Below are 24,288 nucleotides of genomic sequence, written 5' to 3'. Positions count from 1 at the left end.
CTAAAGCCCCTCCCACATGAAACCGGTGCCCGTGGGAGGGGCTTTAGCCGCGACGCTTGCCGATTGCTGTCCATTTCAAGGAGCTCCAATGAGCCAACCTCAACACTTGCGTGATGACTACCGGCACTTTCAGCCGATCACCACGCGCTGGCACGACAACGATATCTATGGCCATGTAAACAACGTCACCTACTACAGCTTCTTTGACAGTGCGGTGAACACCTACCTTATCGAAGTCGGCGGCCTTGATATCCATGACGGCAGTGTGGTGGGTTTTGTGGTCAGCTCCAGCTGCGACTATTTCGCGTCTATCGCCTTCCCCGAGCGAATCGAGATCGGTTTGCGTGTCGGCAAACTGGGTAACAGTTCGGTGCAATACGAGCTGGCGGTGTTTAAGGCGGGAGAGGATGAAGCCTGTGCGGCAGGGCGTTTCGTGCATGTATTTGTCGACCGCAGCAGCAACCGCCCGGTGAGCATTCCTGAGAATCTGCGGGCGGCGCTGACGGTGCTACTGATGCAGTCGGCTGCCTAAGCGGCGTTTGAGCGGCCAGTTTTCAAATTGCATCCCCTATTACACAGAGTGAAAAGCCGCTGATTAGCGGCTTTTCACTCTGTGTATATGGCGCTTAGTGGTGTTTGTGCTTTTTACGCTTCTTGTGTTTCTTGCCTTGGTAATGGCCGCTGTCGCGCGCACTGCCGCCGGCATATTCATTGGCCAGAGCGCCGCCGGCTGCACCGCCGAGGCCGGCACCGATGGTCGAACCCGTGCTGCCACCGACCTTATTACCCAGCACCGAGCCACCTGCGGCACCCAGGCCGCCGCCCAGTGCGGCTTGCGTTTTGTTGCCGTCACGCGCGGTAATCACCCCACCCGCTGCGCCGCCTAGGCCTGCGCCAATGGCTGCACCAGTGCTACCGCCGACTTGCTGACCGATTACATTGCCTAAGGCGCCGCCAACACCGCCACCAATGGCGACCTTACCCGTATCGCCAGCAACGGCCAGCGGGGAGACTAGGGCGCTGAATACCAGCGCAGAACATAATGTACGCATACGGCAGACCTTCTCGACTAAGTGGGATGCGAACCTAAGCCTTTGGTTTTAAAGGCTAAGTGCCGCACGTAGTCTTAGAGCCCAATGTAGGGAAAAATTCCCTGCCGCTGGTCGCCGTTGTGATCGTCGCCACACAACCCGAGATTAAAGAATGCGCGCCTCGGCATGATGCGCCTGCAGGCGGATCGCCACGTATTTCGAGGTTGGGGTAAAGCTACCTGTGCCGAAGCTCTGCAGGGGCACCAGCGGGTTAGCTTCCGGGTAGTAAGCAGCGGCCTGGCCGGCGGGAATATCGAAGGCCAGTAGGGTGAAGCCGGTTACCTTGCGCTCGATGCCGTCATCCCAGATGGATTGAATATCGACCTTCTGGCCCGGCTGATAACCCAGGCGCAGGATGTCGGCCTCGTTGACGAACAGCACCTGGCGCTGACCTTTGACCCCACGGTAGCGGTCATCCAGGCCGTAGATGGTGGTGTTGTACTGGTCGTGAGACCGCAGTGTCTGCAGGATCAGGTCCGGTGTTTGCCCAGTGCTGCGCACCTGCGGTGGCAGCAGGTCGGTGGGTAGCGGGTTGGCCTTGAAATTGGCCTTGTGGCTGGCGGTCAGCCAGCGGCGTTCAGCAGCAGCGTTGCCCAGGTAGAAGCCACCGGGGTGTTGCACGCGCTGGTTGAAGTCGGCAAAGCCAGGAATGGTATCGGCAATCAGGCTGCGAATGCCACTGTAGTCAGCAATCAGTGCATCCCACTCGACGGGATGGTTGCCCAGGGTGGCTTTAGCGATACCGGCAATGATCGCCGGCTCCGAGCGCATCTGCGCCGACAGCGGTTCGAGTTGGCCGTAGGAAGCGTGGATCATGCTGAATGAGTCCTCCACGGTCACGGCTTGCGGGCCGTTAGCCTGGTGGTCGATATCAGTACGGCCGAGACAGGGCAGAGTCAGCGCGTCGCCGCCGGTGGTCAGGTGGCTGCGGTTGAGCTTGGTGCTGATCTGCACGGTCAGTGCGCAGCGGCTTAGTGCTACATGGCTGCGCGGGCTGTCCGGGGTGGCTTGGGCGAAGTTACCGCCCAGGCCGATAAACACCTTGGCTTGGCCATCGAGCATGGCGTTGATCGCTTCAACCGTGTTGTGGCCCTGGGCGCGTGGCACCTGGAACTGAAAGCGTTGCTCCAGTGCATCGAGAAACGCCGCTGTTGGCCGCTCATTGATGCCCATGGTGCGGTCGCCCTGCACGTTGCTGTGGCCGCGCACCGGGCACAGGCCCGCACCGGGCCGTCCAAGGTTGCCGCGCAGCAGTTGCAGGTTGACGATTTCCTGGATGGTCGCCACCGAGTTGTGGTGCTGGGTGATGCCCATGGCCCAGCAGATGATCACCCGTTCAGCGCGGCGATAGAGCAGGGCGGCATGTTGCAAATCATCCAGGCTCAGGCCGGATTGCTCCACGAGGGATTCCCAGCTGCTGGCATCCAACAGCGCCAGGTAGTCATCCACGCCGTCGGTGTGTTCAGCGATAAAGGCCAGGTCGAATACCGCCGGCTCACCTTTGGCCAGCGCTTCGCGGTGCCATTGCAGGAGGAACTTGGCCATGCCGCGCAGGGCGGCTAAATCACCGCCCAGGGCTGGACGGAAGAATGCGGTGTTTAGCGGTTCAGAGCCATTGGTGAGCATTTCCAGGGCATGCTGCGGATGTTGGAAGCGTTCCAGGCCGCGCTCTTTTAGCGGGTTAAAGCACACCACCTGTGCGCCGCGTTTGACCGCCTCACGCAGCGGTTCGAGCATGCGTGGGTGGTTGGTGCCGGGGTTTTGCCCAAGTACAAAAATTGCGTCGCTGTGCTCGAAATCGTCGAAGGTCACGCTGCCTTTGCCCACACCCACGCTCTGGCCGAGGGCCACGCCGCTGGCCTCGTGACACATATTCGAGCAATCGGGGAAATTGTTGCTGCCAAAGGCGCGGACGAACAGTTGATACAGGTAAGCCGCTTCGTTACTGGCCCGCCCCGAGGTGTAGAACTCGGCCTGGTTGGGGCTTTCCAGTTGTTTCAGGTGCTCGGCGATCAGGGCAAAGGCAGCGTCCCAGCTGATTGGCAGGTAGTGATCACTGGTGGCGTCATAGCGCATCGGCTCGGTCAGGCGACCCTGGTATTCAAGCCAGTAATCGCTCTGCTCACGCAGCTGGCTGACGCTGTAGCGAGCGAAGAAGGCGGCATCCACACGGCGTTTGGTGGCTTCCCAGTTGACCGCTTTGGCGCCGTTCTCGCAGAACTTGATGTGGCCGTCTTCCGGCGAGTCGCCCCAGGCGCAGCCGGGGCAGTCGAAGCCGCCGTGCTGATTGGTTTTGAGCAAGGCGCGGAGGTTTTTGAACGGCTGCTTACTGTCCAGCCAGAAGTGCGTGACGCTGCGCAGCGCGCCCCAGCCAGCGGCGGCGCCTTTGTAGGGTTGATAGCGTGGGTTGATCGGTTGCAGGCTCATAAACGGGCGACTCCGGGCGCGGCTGCTGGGCTGTACACCCGTGGCGCGCTCTGCTGGGGAATATGGATCAGATTGAGGTTGTGCTGGCGTGCCCATTGCACGCTCAGGCTGGTCGGTGCCGACAGGCTGACCAGGGTGCCGATACCCGCGCGCAGTGCCTTGTGGATTAGTTCCAGGCTGCAGCGGCTGGTGACCACAGCAAAGCCCTGGCGCAGCTCTTCACCTTCGCGGTGCAGAGCGCCAAGCAGTTTGTCGAGGGCGTTATGCCGGCCGATGTCTTCGCGACATAGGCGGATCTGCCCTTGAGCATCGACAAACAACGCCGCGTGCACCGCGCCGCTGTGACGGGCCATGGTTTGTACGCTTTGAATGCGTTGACGCAGGCCCTGCAGGTGGGCCGGTGCGGGCAATGGGCTGGGCGGCAGGTCTTGCAGTTGCGGCAGCGCCTGCTCTAGCGCCTCGACCCCGCACAGGCCACAGCCGCTGTTGCCGGCCAAGGTGCGGCGTTGCTGCTTGAGCGCCCAGAAAGCGCGGTTGCTGACCTGCACCTCGGCGCTGATGGCGCTGTCATGCTGCTGGAGGCTGACGTCGTAGATCTCATCGAGCGAATCGATCAGGCCAGCGCTCAGGCTGAAACCGTAGATAAAGTCCTCAAGGTCGCTGGGCGAAACCATCATCACGCTATGGCTGATGCCGTTGTAGCTGATCGCCAGAGCGGTTTCGCTGGCCAATGCGGCTGCGCCATCCTGCTGCTCGGCTGCCAGTTCGACATAGCTGTAGGTCGGCGCAGGCACGAGTGCGGCAACGGAGTCCTTTGGGCTGAGCGGCACGTGGCGTGGCATGGGCAGGCCTTTTCGGCGACATAATAGTTGTTCTATCAGCCTAGGCCGCTCAGGTAGAGGCGTCTAATCGCTGTTGCCGATGTAGTGATCGATTTGCTCTATCGGTACGTCAAGCTCGCACCTTTTAGCGCACTGCTGGCAATAAAAGCTTATGCGCTTCGGCAAAACAGGCTTCGGCCAGCGCCGAACGGGGCGCACTGCGGCGCATGATCAAACCCAGCGGTGCGAGGGTGTGGGCGTCCTCAATGGGGGTTAGCGCCAGGTGTTCGGTGAATTCGGCCATGCCGCTGTTGAGCGGCATGATCGCGCAGCACAAGCCGGCGCTGACCGCTTGCAGCAATTGATGCACGGCATCGGTTTCCAGCCGTGGGCTGGGCGTCAGGCTGCGCGAGCGAAAGCTGTGATCGATTGATTGGCGAAAGTGCATGCCCGCCGAAAGCAGTCCGAGCGGTAAATCGATCAGGCTTTCCCAGCGCAGAGCTGCGCTGGCGAATTGGAAGTGGCGGCGGTCGTACAGCAGGCCCATGCGCGTTTCGGCCAGTTCTAGGCTGTCGAAGTGCTCAGGGTTGAGACGGTCAAGATAGGACAGACCGAGGTCGAGCTGGTTGCGTCCTAGGCGTTCGAGAATCTGCTCGCTGCTCAAGGCAAACAGCTGAAAGCGCAGCCCCGTATGCTGCTCGGCAAAAAACTGTACTAAACGCATGGGGTCGAAGCCCGCCAGCGGCACTACGCCCAAACGCAGGGTGCCGACCAGTTGGCCACGGCAGGCGGCCGCTTCGGCATATAGCCCGTCATGCGCGGCCATCAGGCTGCGCGCCCAGGCCAGAATGCGCTCACCTTCGGCGCTGAAACCCTCGAAACGCTGGCCGCGATGCACCAACTCCAGGCCCAGTTCTTCTTCTAACTGGCGCAGGCGCATCGACAGGGTCGGCTGGGTGATATGACAACGCGCAGCGGCCTGGCCAAAGTGGCGGGTTTCATCCAAGGCGATGAGGAACTTCAGCTGCTTGATATCCATGAATTACCAAGTGTCCGGGAGGGTTCTTGTCGCTAATAAAACCTTGTTTTTAGGTTGTAGTGTAGTAAGTGCTTTATTTAGGTTAGTCATAAGTTGCTTGCTAAAAGAACTCCAGTCTTTGTATATGCGCAGACTGCATTTTCTAAAAATTAATCTTTCATCCGAGGCGCTCAGTCGCCCTTTTAATGCCCAGAGTTTTTGAGATATATGTTTGCTGGTTTCGTATCTGTTTGGGATTTTATTTGGGTCGATAAATCCTTTCTGGATGCAGGTTGGTAGCCATCTGGTATTTTCCTTCCAATAAGATTCCTCTGTTGGATTGTTAGGTTTTGTTTTTCCTAGTGAGAATTCATCGGCCCATGTTTCGTAAGTTTCAACTAGGTTGTTGAATAGTTTTTCAGATATTACAGTTAGGTCTAAGTCGGACTGGGGTGTGAATAACTTCCCGAAGTCTGGATGTGGTGCCGGCGAAAAGCCTAATTTAGCACTCCCAATAGTAACAATTTCTGATGGGTTTACTTTTAGCTCCCGTGCGAGCCAAGATCTCATGGTTTCGTATATAAGTGGTTGTTTTTTAAAAATGAATGGTATGTTTTCTACATAGCGTGATCTTATGAATGCGGTGAGTTCTTCAGGGCTAAGTTTTTCTGAGATATCGATAAGAGTATATGGGGTCATGTATTCAAAAAAATAATCGCTTGGTATTTCTGTTACCTCAAATGGCTGCATTTATTTCTTCCCTATCAATTGGCGGTGGGTGTATTTTTTTCTATAAAGTCTGCTCTTCCAGATATTTTTTTTATTCTAGCTATGCTTGGGTTTCGGGGTTCCGGGTATCGTAATCTTGCAATAATTTCGGATGCTTGGCGAGTTGTGATCTTGTCGCTATTGAATTGTAGTCTTTTATATGCCTGGCTTAGGTTGTTCATTTGCCAGCCATAATAAGCAATGGTTATATAGCAATAAGCTATTTCTTTTTTAGAGAATTTTCTCTTTAGCGATGATGCTATGATTATTTCTTTTATTTTCCTCTTTAATGATATTTCGTAATTACCAGTTATAGTTCTGGTTAGTTGCTGTTCAATTGTACTTGCGCCTTCTATTCGGCTGTTTCTTAGGTTGTTTATAATCGCTCTGGCGATGGCTGTGAAGTCATAGCCGTTGTGTCGCATGAAGCGCCTATCCTCTCCAGTAATTAAAGCGCTCAATAGCGTCTCATGTACTGCTTTTTGGTAGTCATCAGTTAATAATGTTTTTGCGACTACATTGCGGGTTAGCTGAATTTCTTTTGGGGTGAAAATTTTCCCTGCCAGTAAAAATAAAATATGCATTCTAAATCTCATCGCCCACTCTTCGGTTCGTATGGTGAAAATCACCTATATCGACAATCAGCTCCTGATAATCCTCAACAGCCGCAAACTCTTCGGTGTCCTTCGGCCCGGCCTGGCTATCCGGCTGGCGCACGGCGAGCAGGTGGCCAACGCCAAAGTGCCCGGCGCTACGCAGAATCGGCAAGCTGTCATCAATAAACAAGCTGCGTGCCGGCGTGAACGGGCAATCCTGTTGCAGGGCTTGCCAGAACTGCTGGTCTTCCTTGGGGAAGCCATAGTCGTGAGAGCTGATCAGCCGATCGAAGTACGGTGCTAGCTCAATGCGTTCTAGCTTCAGCGACAGTGAATCGCGGTGCGCGTTGGTGATCAGCACCACCTGCTTACCGGCATCGCGAATGGCGCGGATAAAGGTGTCGGCATCCGGGCGTAGGGCGATCAGGTGCGCCACTTCGCGTTTAAGGTCGCGGATCGACAGCTTTAGCTCGCGGCTCCAGAAGTCCGTGCAGTACCAGTTCAGCGTGCCGGCGTGCTCGCGAAACAGCGGCAGCAATTCGGCATCGGCCAGCGCGCGGCTGATGCCGTGGTGTTCGGCATAACGCTGCGGCAGGTGTTGCAACCAGAAGTGGTTGTCGAAGTGCAGGTCGAGCAGGGTGCCGTCCATATCCAGCAGGACAGTATCGATGGTGTTCCAGGGCAAGGCGGGCATGCGCAGTTCTTCGGGCTGATGCGCAGAGGGTCGCGATTTACGCCTTCGGCGTGGTGATCGCGCAATCTCCTACGCTGATAATCGGAAAAGCCGCGTTATGATAACCCGCTATGTCCTGCCCAGGAGCCGCCCAATGCGTCAGAAACCCACCGTACTCGCTCGCGAAATTGTCGCCAGCAGCCACTTGTTCCGTGTTGAGGAACTGCAGTTGCGCTTCAGTAATGGCGTGGAACGCACCTATGAACGGCTGGTGGGCAAGGGCTCAGGTTATGGCGCGGTGATGGTGGTGGCGATGGCCGATGCCGAGCATGCCCTGCTGGTCGAGGAGTATTGCGGCGGTACCGATGACTACCAGTTGTCACTGCCCAAAGGGCTAATCGAACCGGGCGAAGATGTGCTGGACGCGGCCAATCGCGAGCTCAAGGAAGAAGCCGGTTTTGGCGCGCGCAAGCTTGAGTTGCTGGCCGAACTGAGCCTGTCGCCGGGTTATATGAGCCAGAAGATTCAGGTGGTGCTGGCCATGGACTTGTATGAAGAGCGCTTGCCCGGCGATGAGCCGGAGCCGATGCGGGTCGACAAGACCAGCCTGCGCGAACTGTCGAGCTTGATCCAGCATCCGCAATTCACCGAAGGGCGTGCCTTGGCGGCACTTTACCTGGCCCGCGATGTACTGACTCAGCGTGGGGTTTTCAAGGTATGAGCCAAACCATGAGCCAAGCCATAAGCCACCCACTGATTCCTGCGGTGATCGAGTTGGTGCGCCAGGCTGGCGCGGCGACGCTGCCTTTCTGGCGCGCCGATGTGAAGGTCAATGAAAAAGCCGATGCTTCGCCGGTCACTGCCGCTGACATGGCCGCCCACCATATTCTTAACGATGGCCTGCTGGCACTCGCCCCAGATATCCCGGTGCTTTCTGAAGAGGCTGCCGATATTGCCCTGAGCGAACGCGGACAATGGAGCCGCTGGTGGCTGGTCGATCCGCTGGATGGCACCAAAGAATTTATCGCCGGCACTGAAGAGTTCACCGTCAACGTCGCGCTGATTGAGCACGGTCGGGTGGTGTTTGGCGTGGTCGGCATTCCGGCCACAGGTCAATGCTATTACGGCGGTGCCGGCCTGGGGGCCTGGCGCGCCGATGCGGCGGGTATGGCTGAGTCGATCAGTGTGCGTCTGGCACCGCAGGAGGCGTTTACCCTGGTCGCCAGCCGGCGACATTCCAGCCCTGCGCAGGAAGCCTTGCTTGCAGGCTTGAGCGAGCGCTTTGGTGATCTGCAACTGGCGAGCGTCGGTAGCTCGCTGAAGTTCTGCCAGTTGGCCGAGGGCAAGGCCGATTGTTACCCACGCCTTGCACCTACTTCGCAGTGGGACACGGCAGCGGCGCAGGGCGTGCTGGAAGGAGCGGGCGGCGAGGTGCTGACGCTCAAGGGCGAGGCGTTGACCTATGAGGCTCGGGAGTCGCTGCTCAATCCCTACTTCCTGGCTTTACCGGCGGCTGCCGCCTGGCGTGATGAGCTAATCCAACTGGCCCGCGCGCTGGATTAAAGGCTTTGCTCGGTTGATGGGTATCGCTGCGCGCCACCTACGCGGCCCGACCCATCCGACGCGGCTGGCGTGAGTCGCGAATCTGCCGTTACCTGGCAGGCTCAATCGCGGCTAAAGCCCCTCCTACAAATCGCGGCGCATCTGCACAGACACATCCTGTGGGAGGCGCTTTAGCGGCGTAACCAGCAGCGGCAGGTTGGCCTTGAGCGCAAGCATGTAGGATGGGTTAGCCGCAAAGCGGCGTAACCCATCACTGCCCATAGCCCGGTAATTCGGCGCTGGCTCGGTTTACTCGAGCATGTCGCCGTAGCGCTCGTCCTTCTTGAACACCAGTGGCTGGGCAAAGCCCGGCACTTTGATCTGTTCGGGGCTGATCTCGATGTGCTGATCGTCGATCAGGTCGTGGCCAAAGTTGTAGATAATCCCCAACTCACCCAACAGAGCTTGCGCATCGTAGGCCTGGGCGGCGGCGCGGGTGGTCTCGCGGCGCTGCAGGTAGGCGGCAAACGCGGCTTCACCATGGCGCTTGCGCAGCATGCGTTCGGCCACGTGCGGTGCCAACAGCAAGGCGCTGGCGTTGTTGCCGCCAAAGCCTTTGGAGTTGATCACGCACATATCCAGCTGTTCTGGCGCACGGCTACGGTCAGCGGTGGCAAAGCTCAGGTGCTGTTGATGCACATCGCCGGCCACGGCATCGATGGTTTTGATCCCCGGAATAATCCCGTACTTGAATGTGCCCAACGCGGAGATCACCTGGTCGCCACTGGCGGTGGCCAGGGAGTGGCCGACAAAAGCCTTCACGGCAGTTACCGGCCATTGGTCGATAGCGAAGGCGCTGGCGATGCGGTCGAGAATGGCCGACTCGGTTGTGCGGTTAGCCGGGGTGCTGGAGCCGTGGGCGTGGACAAAGCTGCGCTCACGCACGGCATCGATACCCAATAGCTGCACGGCGCTGGCCACGGCCTTGGCAACCGTCAGGTAGTTGCCTGGGCCGGGGGCGGAAATGGATTTCTTGAAACCGTCGGCATTGATAAACACATCCGGCACTGCGCCGTGGATGTCCGCGCCCAGCTCTAGAGCCAGTTCGTCGTCCATCAACACCACGAACTGACAGGCTTCGGCCAGGGTGAAACCGCAGTTCTCGCCAAAGGGGCGGCTGGCGCGACGCCAGTCTACCTCGCTCTCGCTCTGGGCCACCTTGTCCTTGCCTTGGATCTGGCGCAGGCCCTCTTCGGTGGCCAGGGCGCCCATGGCACCGTAACCCTCAAGACATTCCTGATTTATCGGCGCTTCGCTGTTGCCGACGATGGCCACCCGCGCTTTGCCCGAACTGATCAGCTCGATGCCTTTTTGCAAGTTATACAGGAAGGTGGCGCAGGCCCCGGTGACGCTACCGGTGGTGCCGACGCTGCCCAGCACATAGGCGTTAATAAAGTCCGCCGGCATGGTGTTCAGGCCCAGGGCCAGCTGCTTGGCGGTAACGCGGCCGCCCTTGAGGCGTGACTGCATCAGGCCGCCGAAGCCGTTTTCATCGAGCTGACTCATGATGCTGCCGGCGAACACCGCGACTTCATCCGGTGCTACGCGCTGCATGATGGCCTGCCAGTCGATACCAGTAGCGCGCAATGCATCGGTGACGCCAACGATGGTCATGGCCAGGCCGCGCGGGTGGAAGCGGGCGTTGTACAGCTCGCTGGGCTCGAAGCCGGTAGGCAGCTGCCCGGCGGATTTCACCGGCAGGGCACGGTAGCTGTCGACCTTGAATTCGCAGTTGTCATGCAGGGTGACCAGCACTTCGCTGGCGTTCAGCTCGTCCACTGTCCAATCCGACGGCAGCGGGTCCGGCAGGTGCTTGCGCAGGGTGATAAAGCTTAGCGGTTGGCCGGCAGTGGCGCTGATGTCGATGGTCTTCTGCCAATGCGCAGCGTCTGGGTCGAGGTGCTGCTTCTCGATGCGCCGTACCAGGGTTGAGGCAAGAATCTGTGCGCTGAAGCGGCTGTCGATCTCGGTCAGGCTGAGTGGCTTGCCTTCGTCATCCTGGTAGCCGCCGTCGACCACCTTGACCAGTTTCATCATTACCGCCAGGCCGGCCAGGGTTTGCTGGCGCGCGGCGGTATCCATCGACTCGATTACGGTACGGCGGAAACCATGGTGGAAGGAGCTGCGCCCGGCCGCGTTATAGCCACCAAAACCAACGATCACAGGTAAACGTGAGGTCACTCGATAACTCCTTCAGAAAATGACGGCGGACAAGCTGAGATGACGCTGTAACTGCTTGTCATGCGGGCGGAGCGCTCTGCGGCGGGTAGTATGCCGCGATCAAGCGCCCAGCATGGCTGCACGGGTGCCTATGCTGACGTGATTACTGACTTGTAAGTCACTGTTTCGACCAAGGTAGCGCATCACTAAAACCCCACCACTGCTATGGTTTCTCCAGCCCAAGGTCCTGCTGGAGAACAATAATGCACAGCGTTAACCCTTACGAATACGGCATGCCGCGCGATGCGGCGAATTTTCAGGCACTCAGCCCACTGAGTTTTATTGAACGTGCGGCCAGTGTGTACCCACAACGCCTGGCGCTAATCAATGGCAGCCTGCGGCAGACCTGGGGTGAAACCTATACCCGCAGTATCCGGCTTGCTTCAGCCTTGGCCAAGCGCGGCATCGGCCTGGGCGATACCGTGGCGGTTATTGCGCCTAACGGTCCGGCAATGTTTGAAGCGCACTTCGGCGTACCGATGTGCGGCGCGGTGTTAAATGCCATCAACACGCGGCTGGATGCTGAGGCAGTGGCCTTTATCCTGCAGCATGGCGAAGCCAAGGTGCTGCTGGTAGACAAAGAGTTTGGTGAACTGGCGCAGCGCGTGGTCGGGCATTTGCCGCAACCGCCACTGGTGATCGGCATTGATGATCCGCAATATGCTGACGGCTTGCTGATTGGCCAGCTGGATTACGAAGCGCTGCTGGCCGAAGGCGACGCCGACTATGCCTGGCAGATGCCAGAAGACGAATGGCAGGCCATCTCCCTGAATTACACCTCCGGCACCACCGGCAACCCCAAAGGGGTGGTCTATCACCACCGGGGTGCACACCTGAACTCGCTGTCGAATGCCATGTGCTGGGACATGAGCCGCTTCCCGGTGTACCTGTGGACGCTGCCGATGTTCCATTGCAACGGCTGGTGCTTCCCCTGGGCGCTGGCAGCCTATGTGGGAGTCAATGTGTGCTTGCGGCATGTCCGCGCTGAGGCCATCTACCCGGCCATTGCCGAGCATGAGGTCGATCACTTCTGCGGTGCGCCTATCGTGCTGAATATGCTGGCCAATGCAGATGACTCGCTAAAAGCCCTGAAAACCCGACCGGTAAAAGTGCTGACCGCTGGTGCTGCGCCACCTGCGGCGGTGATCGAGGCGATGGAAGCGCTGGAGTTCCGTGTTACCCACGTTTACGGCCTGACCGAAACCTACGGCCCCAGTGTGGCGTGCGAGTGGAAGAGTGAATGGGACGGCGAAACGGCAGAGCAGCGTGCGCGCTTGAAATCCCGTCAGGGCGTGCGTGCGCCGCTGCTTGATGGCCTGATGGTGGCCAATCCAGATACTTTGCTGCCTGTGCCGAAAGATGGCCAGAGCATCGGCGAGATCATGATGCGCGGCAACGTGGTGATGAAGGGCTACCTGAAAAACCCCACCGCCACGGCTGAAGCCTTTGCCGGCGGCTGGTTCCACTCCGGCGACTTGGCCGTGTGGCACGCCGATGGTTACGTGGAGATCAAGGATCGCTCCAAGGACATCATCATTTCCGGTGGCGAAAACATTTCATCCATTGAGGTGGAAGACGTGTTGTATCGCCATCCGCTGATTCTCGAAGCCGCCGTGGTGGCCATGGCCCATGACAAATGGGGCGAGACGCCCTGCGCCTTTGTCACCCTCAAGCCAGGAGCCGAGCTGTCGGCCGAAGAGGTCATCGCCTTCTGTCAGCAGCGCATGGCGCGCTTCAAAGTGCCTGGTTGTGTGGTGTTCACTAACCTGCCCAAAACCAGCACCGGCAAAGTGCAGAAGTTTGTTCTGCGTGAGCAGGCTAGGCTGCTCGCGGCGCAGGCGGTGGCTTAATCAGCCCGGTTGCTGAAACCAAGGACTGAAGGCACTTGTTACAGGTTTACTTGGCTGGCGAGTTGAGAAGCTAAATGCCATTCACTACTATTTGGCACCTTAACTCGTCTACCCAAGAGGCAGTCTTCATGCAGGTAAGCAAGCGTCTACTCGCTGCATTCACTCTCACTGCGCTGGCCGGAGCCGCGCAGGCCGCAGACGAAGTAGTGGTCTATTCCTCACGCATTGATGAACTGATCAAGCCGGTGTTCGATGCCTACACCGCGAAAACCGGGGTCAAGGTAAGGTTTATCACCGACAAAGAAGCGCCACTGATGCAGCGCATCAAGGCCGAAGGCGAAAACGCGGTGGCCGATATGCTGATCACCGTTGATGCCGGCAACCTCTGGCAGGCTGAGCAGATGGGCATTCTGCAGCCGTTCACCTCGCCAACCATCGAGGCCAATATCCCTGCGCAGTATCGCTCCAGCAGCAACAGCTGGACTGGCCTGTCGCTGCGTGCGCGGACCATCTTCTACTCCACCGAGCGGGTTAACCCGAGCGAGCTGTCGACCTACGAAGCCTTGGCCGACAAAAACTGGGAAGGCCGCCTGTGCCTGCGTACCAGCAAGAAGGTCTACAACCAGTCACTGACCGCCACCCTGATCGAAACCCATGGCGCGGCAAAAACTGAAGAAATCATCAAGGGTTGGGTCAACAACCTGGCCACTGACGTGTTCGCCGATGACATCGCTGTGCTGCAGGCCATTGATGCCGGCCAATGCGATGTGGGCATCACCAATACCTACTATTACGGCCGTCTGCACCAGCAGCAGCCTGACCTGAAGGTGAAGCCGTTTTGGCCAAACCAGAACGACCGGGGTGTACACGTCAATCTGGCGGGTGCCGGTTTGACCAAGTACGCGCCGCATGCTGCTGAAGCGAAAAAACTGCTGGAGTGGATGACCTCTACGGAGGCGCAGAGCATCTTTGCCGGCGTTAACCAGGAGTATCCCGCTAATCCATCGGTAGCACCGTCCGCTGAGGTTGCTGCTTGGGGCACTTTCAAGGCCGACTCGATTGCCACCGAAGTGGCCGGCAAGCGTCAGGCTGAAGCCACCATGCTGATGGATCGCGCTGGCTGGAACTAAGCCTGCGCATGCCGTCAGTACGTAGGATGGGTTGAGCACAGCGATACCCATCGCGTTCTGGTGCGATGGGTATCGCCGCTACGCGCCTCAACCCATCCTACATCGTTATACTCGACGCCCCGGCTCAGTCCGGGGCGTTGTGTTTTTTGTTTTGAGGATTTTGCGTGGCCCATCCTGCCCAGCGTCGCTGGTACCCCATCGCCTTTGCCGCTGCCTTGTTGGTGCTGCTGCCGCTGAGCGTGCTGATGCTCAGTTGGCATGAGGTTGACCAGCAGATTTGGGCGCACTTGTGGCAAACCCAGTTGCCACGCTTGCTCGGCAACACCTTGGTGCTGGTACTGGGTGTTGGCGTTGGGGTGACGCTGCTTGGGGTCAGCTTGGCCTGGCTGACCAGCCTCTGCGAATTCCCCGGGCGGCGCTGGCTGGACTGGGCGCTGATGCTGCCGTTTGCCATTCCGGCTTATGTACTGGCGTTTGTGTTTGTCGGCCTGCTGGATTTTTCCGGTCCATTACAAAGCCTGCTGCGCGAGTGGTTCGGCAGCGCTGTGCGCTTCCCCCGCGTGCGTTCCACCGGCGGGGTGATTATCGTCCTGGTGCTGGTGTTCTACCCCTACGTCTATCTGCTGGCGCGCAATGCCTTCCTGGCTCAGGGCAAAGGCCTAATGGAAGCCGCGCGGGTGCTTGGCCTGAGCCCGTGGCGCGCCTTCTGGCGCGTTGCCCTGCCGATGGCGCGACCGGCGATTGGTGCCGGTCTGGCGCTGGCAATCATGGAAACCCTGGCGGATTTTGGCGCGGTGGCGGTGTTTAACTTCGACACCTTTACCACCGCTATCTACAAAACCTGGTACAGCTTCTACAGCCTGACCAGCGCCACCCAGTTGGCCAGCCTGCTGCTGCTGGCGGTGATGCTGGTGCTCTATGGTGAGCGCCGTGCCCGTGGTGCGGTACGCCCGGTAAATGAACGGCCGCGGAGCAAGGCGCTGTATCACCTGCGCGGGGGCAAGGCCTTGGCGGCCAGCGCCTGGTGTGGACTGGTATTCGCCTGCGGCTTTGTTATCCCGGTGCTGCAATTGATTGTTTGGTTCTGGCAGCGCGGCCGTTTCGACTTGGATGAGCGCTACACCGCGCTGATTCTGCACACCCTTTATCTGGGGGGGCTGGCGGCGCTGGTTACCGTTAGCGTGGCGCTGCTGCTGGCTTTTGCCCGGCGTTTGGCACCTACGCGGGTGATGCGTGGCGCGGTTGGTGTGGCCAATCTGGGTTATGCCTTACCGGGCTCAATGTTGGCGGTGGCGATCATGCTGGCGTTCAGCTACCTGGACCGCGAACTGGTGATTCCGCTGTCCAGCTGGCTCGGCGGGGCCGGCAAGCCGATGCTGCTCGGCAGCCTATCGGCATTGTTGCTGGCTTACATGATCCGCTTTATGGCGGTCGCTTATGGGCCGCTGGAAAACAGCCTGGCGCGCATTCGGCCATCGCTGCCAGAAGCCTCGCGCAGCCTGGGTGTTGGTGGTGTCGGCCTGTTCTTTAAGGTGTACCTGCCGTTGCTGCTGCCGGGGGCGTTGTCGGCGGCGCTGTTGGTGTTCGTTGATGTGCTCAAAGAAATGCCAGCCACACTGTTGATGCGGCCTTTTGGCTGGGACACCTTGTCCGTGCGGATATTTGAGATGACCAGCGAAGGCGAGTGGGCCCGCGCCGCATTGCCGGCCCTGACGCTGGTACTGGTGGGGCTGTTGCCGGTGATTCTGCTGATCCGCCGTTCGGCGCGTCGTCCAGGGTAGCTGGTCGGTTTGGCGCGACAGGCTGCCGCGTTGGGATGACCGCCCCCAGCGTTGCGGCTACAATGCGCGCCATTCGCAGCGGCCCGTCATTCTGATAGCCCGTGCCAGCGCCCGGTTTATCGGGCTCAGCCAGGTTGCCGCTGCACTGCCCAGCCCGCAAGGAGACACATATGGGACAGCGCACACCGCTCTACGATCTGCACCTCGCGTTGGGTGCCAAGATGGTCGATTTCGGCGGTTGGGACATGCCGTTGCACTATGGTTCGCAGGTCGAGGAACATCACGAGGTGCGCCGCGACTGTGGGGTTTTCGATGTGTCGCACATGACTGTAGTGGATGTCACGGGCAGCCAGGCCAAAGCCTACCTGCAGCACCTGCTGGCCAACGATGTTGAGCGTTTGCAGAGTGTAGGCAAAGCCCTCTACAGCGGCATGCTCAACGAGCAGGGCGGGGTGGTGGATGATTTGATTGTCTACCTAACGAGCTTTGGTTACCGCGTGGTGGTCAATGCCTCGACCCGTGACAAGGATCTCGCCTGGATGCGCTTGCAGAGCGTCGACTTCGACGTGCAATTGCACGAGCGTGCCGAGCTGGCCATGCTGGCCATTCAGGGGCCTCATGCACGCCTCAAGACGGCTGAGCTGGTCACTGCGTCGCGGGCCAGCCTGATTCAAAGCCTTAAGCCGTTTGAGGGCCAGCCGGATGGCGACTGGTTTATCGCCCGTACTGGTTACACCGGCGAGGATGGTTTGGAAATCATGCTGCCTGCCAGTGAAGTAGTGGCTTTTCTCAATGACCTGGTCGGTGCTGGTATTTCCCCCATTGGCCTCGGCGCGCGCGATACCCTGCGCCTGGAAGCCGGGATGAACTTATACGGCCAGGACATGGACGAAAGTGTTACCCCGCTGGTCGCCAATATGGCCTGGACCATAGCCTGGGAGCCTGCCAGTCGTGGTTTTGTCGGCCGCAGCGTATTGCATAAACAAAAAACCGAAGGTGTTAGCGCCAAGTTGGTTGGTCTGGTGCTGGAAGAGCGTGGCGTGCTGCGTGCTCACCAGGTGGTGCGGGTCGAGGGTGTTGGTGAGGGGGAAATCACCAGTGGCAGTTTTTCGCCAACTCTGGGTAAATCTATTGCCTTGGCGCGTGTGCCGGCGGCAACGGGTGAGCGGGCCGAAGTGGAAATTCGCGGTAAGTGGTACCCGGTGCGGGTGGTCAAACCGACCTTTGTGCGTAACGGCAAGCCCCTGATCTGAACCCTGAATTGATCATGGATGGTCGTAAGCGTGGCTGCCTGTGCGGCGCGCTAGGTTGTTTAAGACTTTCTTTCGGTATGGCCAAGGCCTGCTAAATTTCCATGACGGCGTAGTCGCCGTCATGTCAGATGAGGAGCGACACATGAGCAATATCCCCGCCGATCTGCGCTACGCCGCCAGCCATGAGTGGGCGCGACTGGAAGCCGATGGCAGCGTTACCGTAGGTATTTCCGACCACGCTCAGGAAGCCTTGGGCGATGTGGTGTTCATCGAGCTACCGGATGTGGGTAAAACCCTGACTGCTGGCCAGGAAGCGGGCGTAGTGGAGTCGGTCAAGGCCGCTTCCGACATCTACGCACCGGTTTCGGGTGAAGTGATTGCGATCAACGACGGCCTGGCCGACAGCCCGGAAAGCGTTAACAGCGACCCGTACGGCAGCTGGTTCTTCAAGCTCAAGCCAAGCGATGTCAGCGAGCTGGATAAGTTGCTTGATGCGAGCGCTTATAAGGCTGTTGCCGATAGCGACGCCTGATCGGCTCTCTGCTGAAGCAAAAGGCCCTGCAATGCAGGGCCTTTTGCTTTATGGGGCGTCAGTTGCCTATATCCAGATCTGCTGCAAGTAGTGCTGCAGCAGGCCTGGCAGCGCTAAGGTTGCTGCTGCTTGAAAACCATGGCGCTGATACAGCGCCAGATTGCGCGCCTCTCCCGTTTCCAAGGCTGCGCCTGGGGCTCCATGGTTGCGTAGCTGTGTCAGAGTGGCACTGAGCAGGGCGCTACCGATGCCCTGGCCCTGATGTCCGGGTGCCACGGCAATGAATTCGATGCACGCCAAGTCAGGTCGCTGCAGGCGCTGGTCGAAGGCAGCCAATAGCTGATCCAGGCGGGCCAGGCAGTCGGCACCGCAGTGCTGGCTAATATGCTGCCCTAGCGCATCGAGGCTGGCGCTATCGGTTATGTCGCTGCCTGAACTGAAAAAACTGAGCCCCAACAGCTCGTCGCCTCGCCAGGCCCCTAAGACTGGCAGGTTGTTGAGCTGATGAAAGTGCAGGTAACCCGTCAGATAGTCACGCCGGCGCTGTGCATAACCCGCGCGTTGGCTGAATAGATACCAGCCCAGGTTCGGGTCATGGGCAAAGGCCTGATCCAGCAGGTCCAGGCTGATTGAGGCGTGCGTCGAACTCAGCGGCACAACGCGCAGTGAGCTCACTGGCAGGCTTCAACCAACAGAATCACACCGTTCTGACCAACTACCCGTACCTGGCTGCCTGCCGGCAGATCCTGGCCGCTGACCAGCCATAACGAGTCGCCGGCTTTTATCTTGCCGCGCCCTTCATGGATGGCCTCGTGCAGGACGAACTGGCGGCCCTGCAATTCGCTGCCGCGCTGGTTCAGCCCCGGTTGGTCAGAGGGTTTGGCGGCGCTGCGCTGGCGCTGCCACCAGAACACCGCCGTCAATACCGAGAGCAGCCCGAACAGCACGAACTGGGCGGCCCAGGGTAGGCCCGGGAAAATCAGCGTCAGCAGGCCGACGCTGGCGGCGGCCAAACCAATCCACAGCAAGTAACCACCGGCACCGAAGACTTCGAGAATCAGCAGCAGCGTGCCGAATGCCAGCCAGTTCCAGTACGACAGGTGCTGTAAAAAGTCCCACATGGCTTAACCCTTGTGCTCGCCGAAGGTGGCTTTGACGATTTCGCCAATGCCGCCGACTGCGCCGATCACCTGGCTGGCTTCCAGCGGCATTAGGATCACTTTGCTGTTGTTGGCGCTGGCCAGTTGGCCGAGTGCTTCGATGTATTTCTGCGCGACGAAGTAGTTGACCGCTTGCACGTTGCCGCTGGCGATGGCTTCGGAAACCATGCGCGTGGCTTCAGCTTCCGCTTGGGCGGCACGTTCGCGGGCTTCTGCTTCGAGGAAGGCGGCCTGGCGTTGGCCTTCAGCTTTGAGAATATCGCCCTGCTTCTGCCCTTCAGCGGTGAGGATGGCGGCGGCGCGCAGGCCTTCTGCTTCGAGAATCTGGGCGCGTTTGATCCGTTCGGCTTTCATCTGGCCCGACATGGCGGCCATCAGGTCGGCGGGCGGGCTGATGTCCTTGATCTCGATGCGGGTGATCTTGATGCCCCACGGCGCGGTGGCTTCATCGACGGTGCGCAGCAGCCGCTCGTTGATCGCGTCGCGCTGGCCGAGCATGGCGTCCAGCTCCATGGAGCCGAGTACGGTACGGATATTGGTCATCACCAGGTTGCGAATGGCGTGTTCGAGGTTGTTCACCTCGTAAGCTGCCTGGGCCGAATTGATGATCTGGAAGAAGCAGATGGCGTCGATCTGCACCGTGGCGTTATCGGCGGTGATGACTTCTTGCGGCGGAATATCCAGCACGTTTTCCATCACGTTGAGCTTGCGACCAATCTTGTCCATCACCGGCACGATGATGTTCAGGCCTGGCTTGAGGGTGTTGGTGTAACGGCCGAAGCGCTCCACCGTCCACTCGAAGCCCTGCGGTACGACTTTGAAGCCCATAAAAACGATGGCGACGGCGAGGCCGACAAAGAGAAAGATGACGCTGCCGATTTCCATGTGGTGGTGTTCCTTGGCTGAGTGAGGTTTGCTGACTAATCATCTAAGCACAGTTGCTCGTGGCGCTGCTGTCGATGGTGTTGCAAGGTGCGCCGATCAACGGCATATGCAATAGCAGTTTAGGCTGCTGATGCCATCTTGCCGGCCGCGAGGATTTTGCCGCGCTGGATGGCATCACGTGGCTATGTGAGCGGATTGAGGGGTAGCCTGACGCAGCTATTTTTGCTCGCTTTGCGGGGTGACCCGCAGCACTTCCTCAACGGTGGTCAGGCCGGCCGCGACCTTTTGTGCGCCGGACAGGCGCAGGCTGCGCATGCCTTCTTTAAACGCATGCCGACGCAGGGCGACCAGGTCGGTGTCGGCGGTGATCAGCGGTTTCATCGCATCATTGATCAGCATGATTTCATACACCCCGGCGCGGCCGCGGTAGCCGGTATCACGGCATTCTAGGCAGCCCACGGCGCGACAAGCCTGAGTTGGCAGTGGCGCACTCCAGGGTTTGGTCAGGCTCTGCCAGCCGTCTTCGTCCAGCTCCTGCGGGGCCTTGCAGTGCGGGCATAGGGTGCGCACCAGGCGCTGTGCCATCACGCCAAGCAGTGTGGCCTTCAGCAAGTAGTGCGGTACACCCAGCTCGAGTAAGCGGGTGATGGCGCTGGGCGCGTCGTTGGTGTGCAGGGTGGAGAGCACCAAATGGCCGGTTAGCGCCGCCTGAATGGCCATTTCGGCGGTTTCCAGGTCGCGGATTTCGCCGACCATGATGATGTCCGGGTCTTGCCGCATCAGGGCACGTACGCCGCTGGCGAACGTCAGGTCGATATTGCTCTGCACCTGCATCTGGTTGAAGGCCCCTTCGATCATTTCAATCGGGTCTTCGATGGTGCAGACGTTGACCTCCTGAGTCGCCAGTTGCTTGAGCGTGGTGTACAGCGTGGTGGTCTTGCCTGAACCGGTGGGGCCGGTGACCAGAATGATGCCGTTGGGCTGGCTGGTCATGCTCTGCCAGCGTTTCAGGTCATCGGCGGAGAAGCCCAGCTGGTCGAAGCTTTTCAGCAGCACTTCCGGGTCAAAAATCCGCATCACCATCTTTTCGCCAAAGGCGGTGGGCAGGGTCGATAGGCGCAGTTCGACTTCACCGCCGTCCGGGGTTTTGGTCTTGATTCGGCCATCTTGCGGTTTGCGTTTTTCGGCGACGTTCATTCGCCCGAGGCTTTTCAGGCGGCTGACCACCGCCATGGTCACCTGTGGTGGGAACTGGTAGACGGTGTGCAGCACTCCGTCGATGCGAAAGCGCACGCTGCCCTGTTCGCGACGCGGCTCGATATGAATATCACTGGCGCGCTGGGTGAAGGCGTACTGGAACAACCAGTCGACGATATTAACGATGTGCGCATCGTTGGCATCGGGTTCCTGGTCTTGTGTGCCGAGGTTCAACAGTTGCTCGAAGTTGCCGACCCCGCTGATTTTGCTGTCGCCCGCCGAGGCACCGCTGACTGACTTGGCCAGGCGGTAAAACTCCACGGTGAAGCGCTGAATATCGCTCGGGCTGGCCACCACGCGCTTGATCGGGCGTTTGAGTACGTGGGTCAGGTTGGCTTCCCAGCTGTGCACCAGGGGTTGGCTGCTGGCGATGGTCACGCTGTCGTTATCCACGGCTACGGCAAGAATCTTGTGGCGCTGGGCGAAGGCGTAGGACATCAGTGGGGTGATGGCCGCGACATCGATCTTCAGCGGGTCGATGCGTAAAAAGGGTTGCCCGCATTGCTCGGCCAGCCAGCTGGTCAGCCCCTCCAGTTCGAGCTTCTTGCCGGGGTGTTTCTGGTCATCAAGTTGCTGAGCGGCGAGAAACTCCAGCGGATGCAGCTGGTTATTGACCGCGCTGCGGCGGATTGCCAGGCATTGCTCGGCACTGTCCTGATTAGTTCGGCCTTGGGCGACCAGCTCACGCAGCAGGTCGGCGAGCTCCAGCTGGTGGTCTTGGGCGGACGAGACGAATACGGACATAAAGCTCCCTGACGATCCTGAAAACTAAGGCAATGCCCAGCAGCATGACGCCAAGCAGCTAGGTTGTCTGCCGACTTGATTCATTTTTGCACAGCCGCTGTTTTTTGCTGCAGCGGCTGTTTACTCAGGCGCGCTTGAGGGTTTTTACCCCCTCGGCGGTGCCGAGCAGCAGCAGATCAGCTGGGCGTGCGGCGAACAGGCCATTGGTCACCACGCCGACGATGGCATTGATCTGGCTTTCCAGTTCTGCCGGATTGGTGATCGACAGATTAAACACGTCGAGGATGATATTGCCGTTGTCGGTCAGCACGCCTTCGCGGTACACCGGGTCGCCGCCCAGTTTGACCAGTTGCCGGGCCACATGGCTGCGGGCCATGGGGATCACTTCCACTGGCAGCGGGAAGGTGCCCAGCAATGGCACCAGTTTGCTGGCGTCGGCGATGCAAATAAAGGTTTGCGCCACTGCGGCCACGATCTTCTCGCGCGTCAGGGCTGCACCGCCGCCTTTGATCAGATTGAGGTGCTCATCGCTTTCATCGGCACCATCGACATAGAACTCCAGGTCGCTGACGCTATTCAGTTCATACACCGGAATGCCATGGCCCTTGAGGCGTGCGGCGGTGGCTTCGGAACTGGCCACAGCACCATCGAACTCCATCTTGTGCTTGGCTAGGGCATCAATAAAACAGTTAGCGGTGGAACCGGTGCCTACGCCAATCACACTCTTGGCGTCGAGCTTGGGGAGAATGAAATCGACGGCAGCCTGGGCGACGGCTTGCTTGAGTTGATCCTGATTCATCATGGTGCCTGGCGTGGGAGTGAGGAGGGCGCGGATTATAGCCTGCCTGGGCTGCCAACGGGCTTGGAGCCGGGAAAACCCCTCGTGTTATATGGTCGTTCAGCACGACGCTGGGGTAGACTCGCGGACTCTCTGAAAGCCGCCTGCGATCACGCCATGCTCGAACAGTACGTCAAAAAGATCCTCACCTCGCGCGTCTATGACGTTGCGGTGGAAACGCCGCTGCAAGCCGCCAACCAGCTTTCCGAGCGTCTGGGTAATCAGATTTTGCTCAAGCGCGAAGATTTGCAGCCGGTGTACTCGTTCAAGATTCGCGGCGCTTACAACAAGCTGGCGCAGCTGTCTGCTGAAGACCAGGCGCGTGGCGTGGTCACCGCATCAGCCGGCAACCATGCTCAGGGCCTGGCGCTGGCGGCCAAGGTATTGGGGGTTAAAGCCACTATAGTGATGCCCAAGACCACCCCTGAGATCAAGGTCCAGGGCGTGCGCTCACGTGGCGGCAAAGTGGTGCTGCACGGCGATAGCTTCCCCGAGGCGCTGGCCTATTCGCTGAAATTGGTCGACGAGAAGGGCTACATCTATATCCACCCTTACGATGACCCGCACACCATCGCCGGTCAGGGCACCGTGGCCATGGAAATTCTTCGCCAGCAGCCGGGCAAGCTCGACGCGATCTTCGTCCCGGTGGGCGGTGGCGGTCTGATTGCCGGTATTGCGGCTTACGTGAAATACCTGCGTCCAGAGATCAAAATCATCGGCGTCGAGCCCGACGACTCCAACTGCCTGCAAGCCGCCATGGCTGCCGGTGAGCGAGTTGTTCTGCCGACAGTTGGGCTGTTTGCCGATGGCGTGGCGGTGGCGCAAATTGGCCAGCACACCTTTGACGTATGCAAGGACTATGTCGACGAAGTAATCACCGTCAGCACTGACGAGATCTGTGCGGCGATCAAGGATATCTACGACGATACCCGCTCGATCACCGAGCCGGCCGGCGCACTCAGCGTCGCCGGGATCAAGAAGTATGTAGAGCGTGAAGGCTGCAGCGGCCAGGTACTGGTCGGCATCGACTCCGGGGCCAACGTCAACTTCGACCGCCTGCGCCACGTCGCCGAGCGTGCCGAGCTGGGCGAGAAGCGCGAAGCGATCATTGCCGTGACCATCCCCGAGCAGCCTGGCAGCTTCAAGGCCTTCTGCGAGGCTATCGGCAAACGCCAGATCACCGAATTCAACTACCGCTATCACCAAGATAAAGCCGCGCACATCTTCGTCGGCGTGCAGACCCACCCCGAGAACGACCCGCGCGCCGCGCTGGTGCAAGGCCTGCTTGAGCAAGGCTTCCCGGTGGTGGACCTGACCGATAATGAGCTGGCCAAGCTGCATATCCGCCATATGGTCGGTGGCCATGCGGCGGCGGTGCCGGATGAGTGCGTATTCCGCTTCGAATTCCCCGAGCGGCCGGGTGCGCTGTTTAATTTCTTACAAAAGCTTGGTGGCCGCTGGAACATCTCAATGTTCCACTACCGTAACCATGGCGCGGCCGATGGTCGTGTGGTGGCCGGCCTGCAGGTGCCCAGCAGCGAACGGCACCTCCTACCGGCAGCGCTTGAGTCCATCGGTTATCCCTATTGGGATGAGAGCGACAACCCGGCGTACAAACTCTTTTTAGGCTAATCGGCAGGAG

22 protein-coding genes are annotated in these 24,288 nt (G+C 59.3%); 9 read left to right on the top strand and 13 right to left on the bottom strand.

Annotated features, from left to right (window positions below):
* Positions 1-88: 88 nt before the first annotated feature.
* Positions 89-532: an acyl-CoA thioesterase gene (locus tag VCA57_RS07320; protein ID WP_411184310.1), complete on the top strand. Its 444-nt coding sequence runs from the start codon at positions 89-91 to the stop codon at positions 530-532.
* 94 nt (positions 533-626) lie between these two features.
* On the opposite strand, the gene VCA57_RS07315 is transcribed toward VCA57_RS07320, so the two are convergent.
* From VCA57_RS07315 to yrfG, 7 genes are all read right to left on the bottom strand, one after another.
* A complete protein-coding gene (locus tag VCA57_RS07315; RefSeq protein WP_411184309.1) occupies positions 627-1,052 on the bottom strand; it encodes a glycine zipper domain-containing protein in 426 nt (141 codons plus the stop codon).
* A 144-nt stretch (positions 1,053-1,196) separates the two neighbouring features.
* Positions 1,197-3,518, bottom strand: a complete 2,322-nt coding sequence (locus tag VCA57_RS07310) for an FdhF/YdeP family oxidoreductase (RefSeq protein ID WP_411184308.1) — start codon at positions 3,516-3,518, stop codon at positions 1,197-1,199.
* Complete coding sequence (gene fdhD, locus VCA57_RS07305) at positions 3,515-4,360, bottom strand: formate dehydrogenase accessory sulfurtransferase FdhD (RefSeq protein WP_411184307.1); 846 nt, start codon at positions 4,358-4,360, stop codon at positions 3,515-3,517. The genes VCA57_RS07310 and fdhD overlap by 4 nt, the downstream gene beginning before the upstream one ends.
* A gap of 124 nt (positions 4,361-4,484) precedes the next feature.
* The gene (locus VCA57_RS07300; RefSeq protein WP_411184306.1) at positions 4,485-5,378 is read right to left on the bottom strand and encodes a LysR family transcriptional regulator; all 894 of its coding nucleotides are present in this window, start codon (positions 5,376-5,378) and stop codon (positions 4,485-4,487) included.
* Between the two features lie 3 nt (positions 5,379-5,381).
* A complete protein-coding gene (locus tag VCA57_RS07295) occupies positions 5,382-6,107 on the bottom strand; it encodes a hypothetical protein (RefSeq protein ID WP_411184305.1) in 726 nt (241 codons plus the stop codon).
* A gap of 14 nt (positions 6,108-6,121) precedes the next feature.
* Positions 6,122-6,709: a biosynthetic peptidoglycan transglycosylase gene (locus tag VCA57_RS07290; RefSeq protein ID WP_411184304.1), complete on the bottom strand. Its 588-nt coding sequence runs from the start codon at positions 6,707-6,709 to the stop codon at positions 6,122-6,124.
* 1 nt (position 6,710) lies between these two features.
* The gene (gene yrfG, locus VCA57_RS07285; RefSeq protein WP_411184303.1) at positions 6,711-7,415 is read right to left on the bottom strand and encodes a GMP/IMP nucleotidase; all 705 of its coding nucleotides are present in this window, start codon (positions 7,413-7,415) and stop codon (positions 6,711-6,713) included.
* A gap of 133 nt (positions 7,416-7,548) precedes the next feature.
* Between yrfG and nudE the strand changes: the two genes are divergently transcribed.
* Both nudE and cysQ read left to right on the top strand, forming a co-directional pair.
* Entirely contained in the window at positions 7,549-8,115 is a 567-nt protein-coding gene (gene nudE, locus VCA57_RS07280; protein ID WP_411184302.1) for an ADP compounds hydrolase NudE, read from the top strand.
* Between the two features lie 8 nt (positions 8,116-8,123).
* Positions 8,124-8,957, top strand: coding sequence for a 3'(2'),5'-bisphosphate nucleotidase CysQ (gene cysQ, locus VCA57_RS07275; protein ID WP_411184301.1), 834 nt, complete (start codon positions 8,124-8,126; stop codon positions 8,955-8,957).
* Between the two features lie 288 nt (positions 8,958-9,245).
* On the opposite strand, the gene VCA57_RS07270 is transcribed toward cysQ, so the two are convergent.
* Positions 9,246-11,177, bottom strand: a complete 1,932-nt coding sequence (locus VCA57_RS07270) for a beta-ketoacyl synthase (RefSeq protein ID WP_411184300.1) — start codon at positions 11,175-11,177, stop codon at positions 9,246-9,248.
* A gap of 242 nt (positions 11,178-11,419) precedes the next feature.
* Between VCA57_RS07270 and VCA57_RS07265 the strand changes: the two genes are divergently transcribed.
* The 5 genes from VCA57_RS07265 (at position 11,420) to gcvH (ending at position 17,762) form a co-directional block, all read left to right on the top strand.
* Positions 11,420-13,066, top strand: a complete 1,647-nt coding sequence (locus VCA57_RS07265) for an acyl-CoA synthetase (RefSeq protein ID WP_411184299.1) — start codon at positions 11,420-11,422, stop codon at positions 13,064-13,066.
* 128 nt (positions 13,067-13,194) lie between these two features.
* Complete coding sequence (locus tag VCA57_RS07260) at positions 13,195-14,196, top strand: extracellular solute-binding protein (RefSeq protein WP_411184298.1); 1,002 nt, start codon at positions 13,195-13,197, stop codon at positions 14,194-14,196.
* Positions 14,197-14,360: 164 nt separating this feature from the next.
* A complete protein-coding gene (locus tag VCA57_RS07255) occupies positions 14,361-15,977 on the top strand; it encodes an ABC transporter permease (RefSeq protein ID WP_411184297.1) in 1,617 nt (538 codons plus the stop codon).
* A gap of 170 nt (positions 15,978-16,147) precedes the next feature.
* Positions 16,148-17,230 carry a glycine cleavage system aminomethyltransferase GcvT gene (gene gcvT / locus VCA57_RS07250; protein WP_411184296.1) on the top strand — a complete coding sequence of 361 codons (1,083 nt, stop codon included), beginning with the start codon at positions 16,148-16,150 and terminating at the stop codon, positions 17,228-17,230.
* A gap of 142 nt (positions 17,231-17,372) precedes the next feature.
* Positions 17,373-17,762 (top strand): glycine cleavage system protein GcvH, encoded by a 390-nt coding sequence (gene gcvH / locus VCA57_RS07245; RefSeq protein ID WP_411184295.1) that lies wholly within the window; start codon positions 17,373-17,375, stop codon positions 17,760-17,762.
* A 66-nt stretch (positions 17,763-17,828) separates the two neighbouring features.
* Here gcvH and VCA57_RS07240 read toward each other — a convergent pair whose 3' ends face one another.
* The 5 genes from VCA57_RS07240 to rpiA form a co-directional block, all read right to left on the bottom strand.
* Positions 17,829-18,437 (bottom strand): GNAT family N-acetyltransferase, encoded by a 609-nt coding sequence (locus tag VCA57_RS07240; RefSeq protein ID WP_411184294.1) that lies wholly within the window; start codon positions 18,435-18,437, stop codon positions 17,829-17,831.
* On the bottom strand, positions 18,434-18,883 hold the full coding sequence (locus VCA57_RS07235; protein WP_411184293.1) for an NfeD family protein: 450 nt from the start codon (positions 18,881-18,883) through the stop codon (positions 18,434-18,436). Before VCA57_RS07235 ends, VCA57_RS07240 begins: the two co-directional genes overlap by 4 nt.
* Positions 18,884-18,886: 3 nt before the next feature.
* Positions 18,887-19,807 (bottom strand): SPFH domain-containing protein, encoded by a 921-nt coding sequence (locus tag VCA57_RS07230; protein ID WP_411184292.1) that lies wholly within the window; start codon positions 19,805-19,807, stop codon positions 18,887-18,889.
* Positions 19,808-20,023: 216 nt separating this feature from the next.
* Positions 20,024-21,808, bottom strand: coding sequence for a GspE/PulE family protein (locus VCA57_RS07225; protein ID WP_411184291.1), 1,785 nt, complete (start codon positions 21,806-21,808; stop codon positions 20,024-20,026).
* Between the two features lie 124 nt (positions 21,809-21,932).
* Positions 21,933-22,607, bottom strand: coding sequence for a ribose-5-phosphate isomerase RpiA (gene rpiA / locus VCA57_RS07220; protein ID WP_411184290.1), 675 nt, complete (start codon positions 22,605-22,607; stop codon positions 21,933-21,935).
* Positions 22,608-22,763: 156 nt separating this feature from the next.
* On the opposite strand from rpiA, the gene ilvA reads away from it, so the two are divergent.
* Positions 22,764-24,278, top strand: a complete 1,515-nt coding sequence (gene ilvA, locus VCA57_RS07215; RefSeq protein ID WP_411184289.1) for a threonine ammonia-lyase, biosynthetic — start codon at positions 22,764-22,766, stop codon at positions 24,276-24,278.
* Positions 24,279-24,288 lie beyond the last annotated feature (10 nt).

The sequence above is a fragment of the Pseudomonas sp. genome, assembly GCF_046581935.1.
GTDB lineage: Bacteria > Pseudomonadota > Gammaproteobacteria > Pseudomonadales > Pseudomonadaceae > Aquipseudomonas.
Note: the sequence above shows the minus strand (reverse complement) of the source record. Positions and strands in the feature narration are given on the sequence as shown.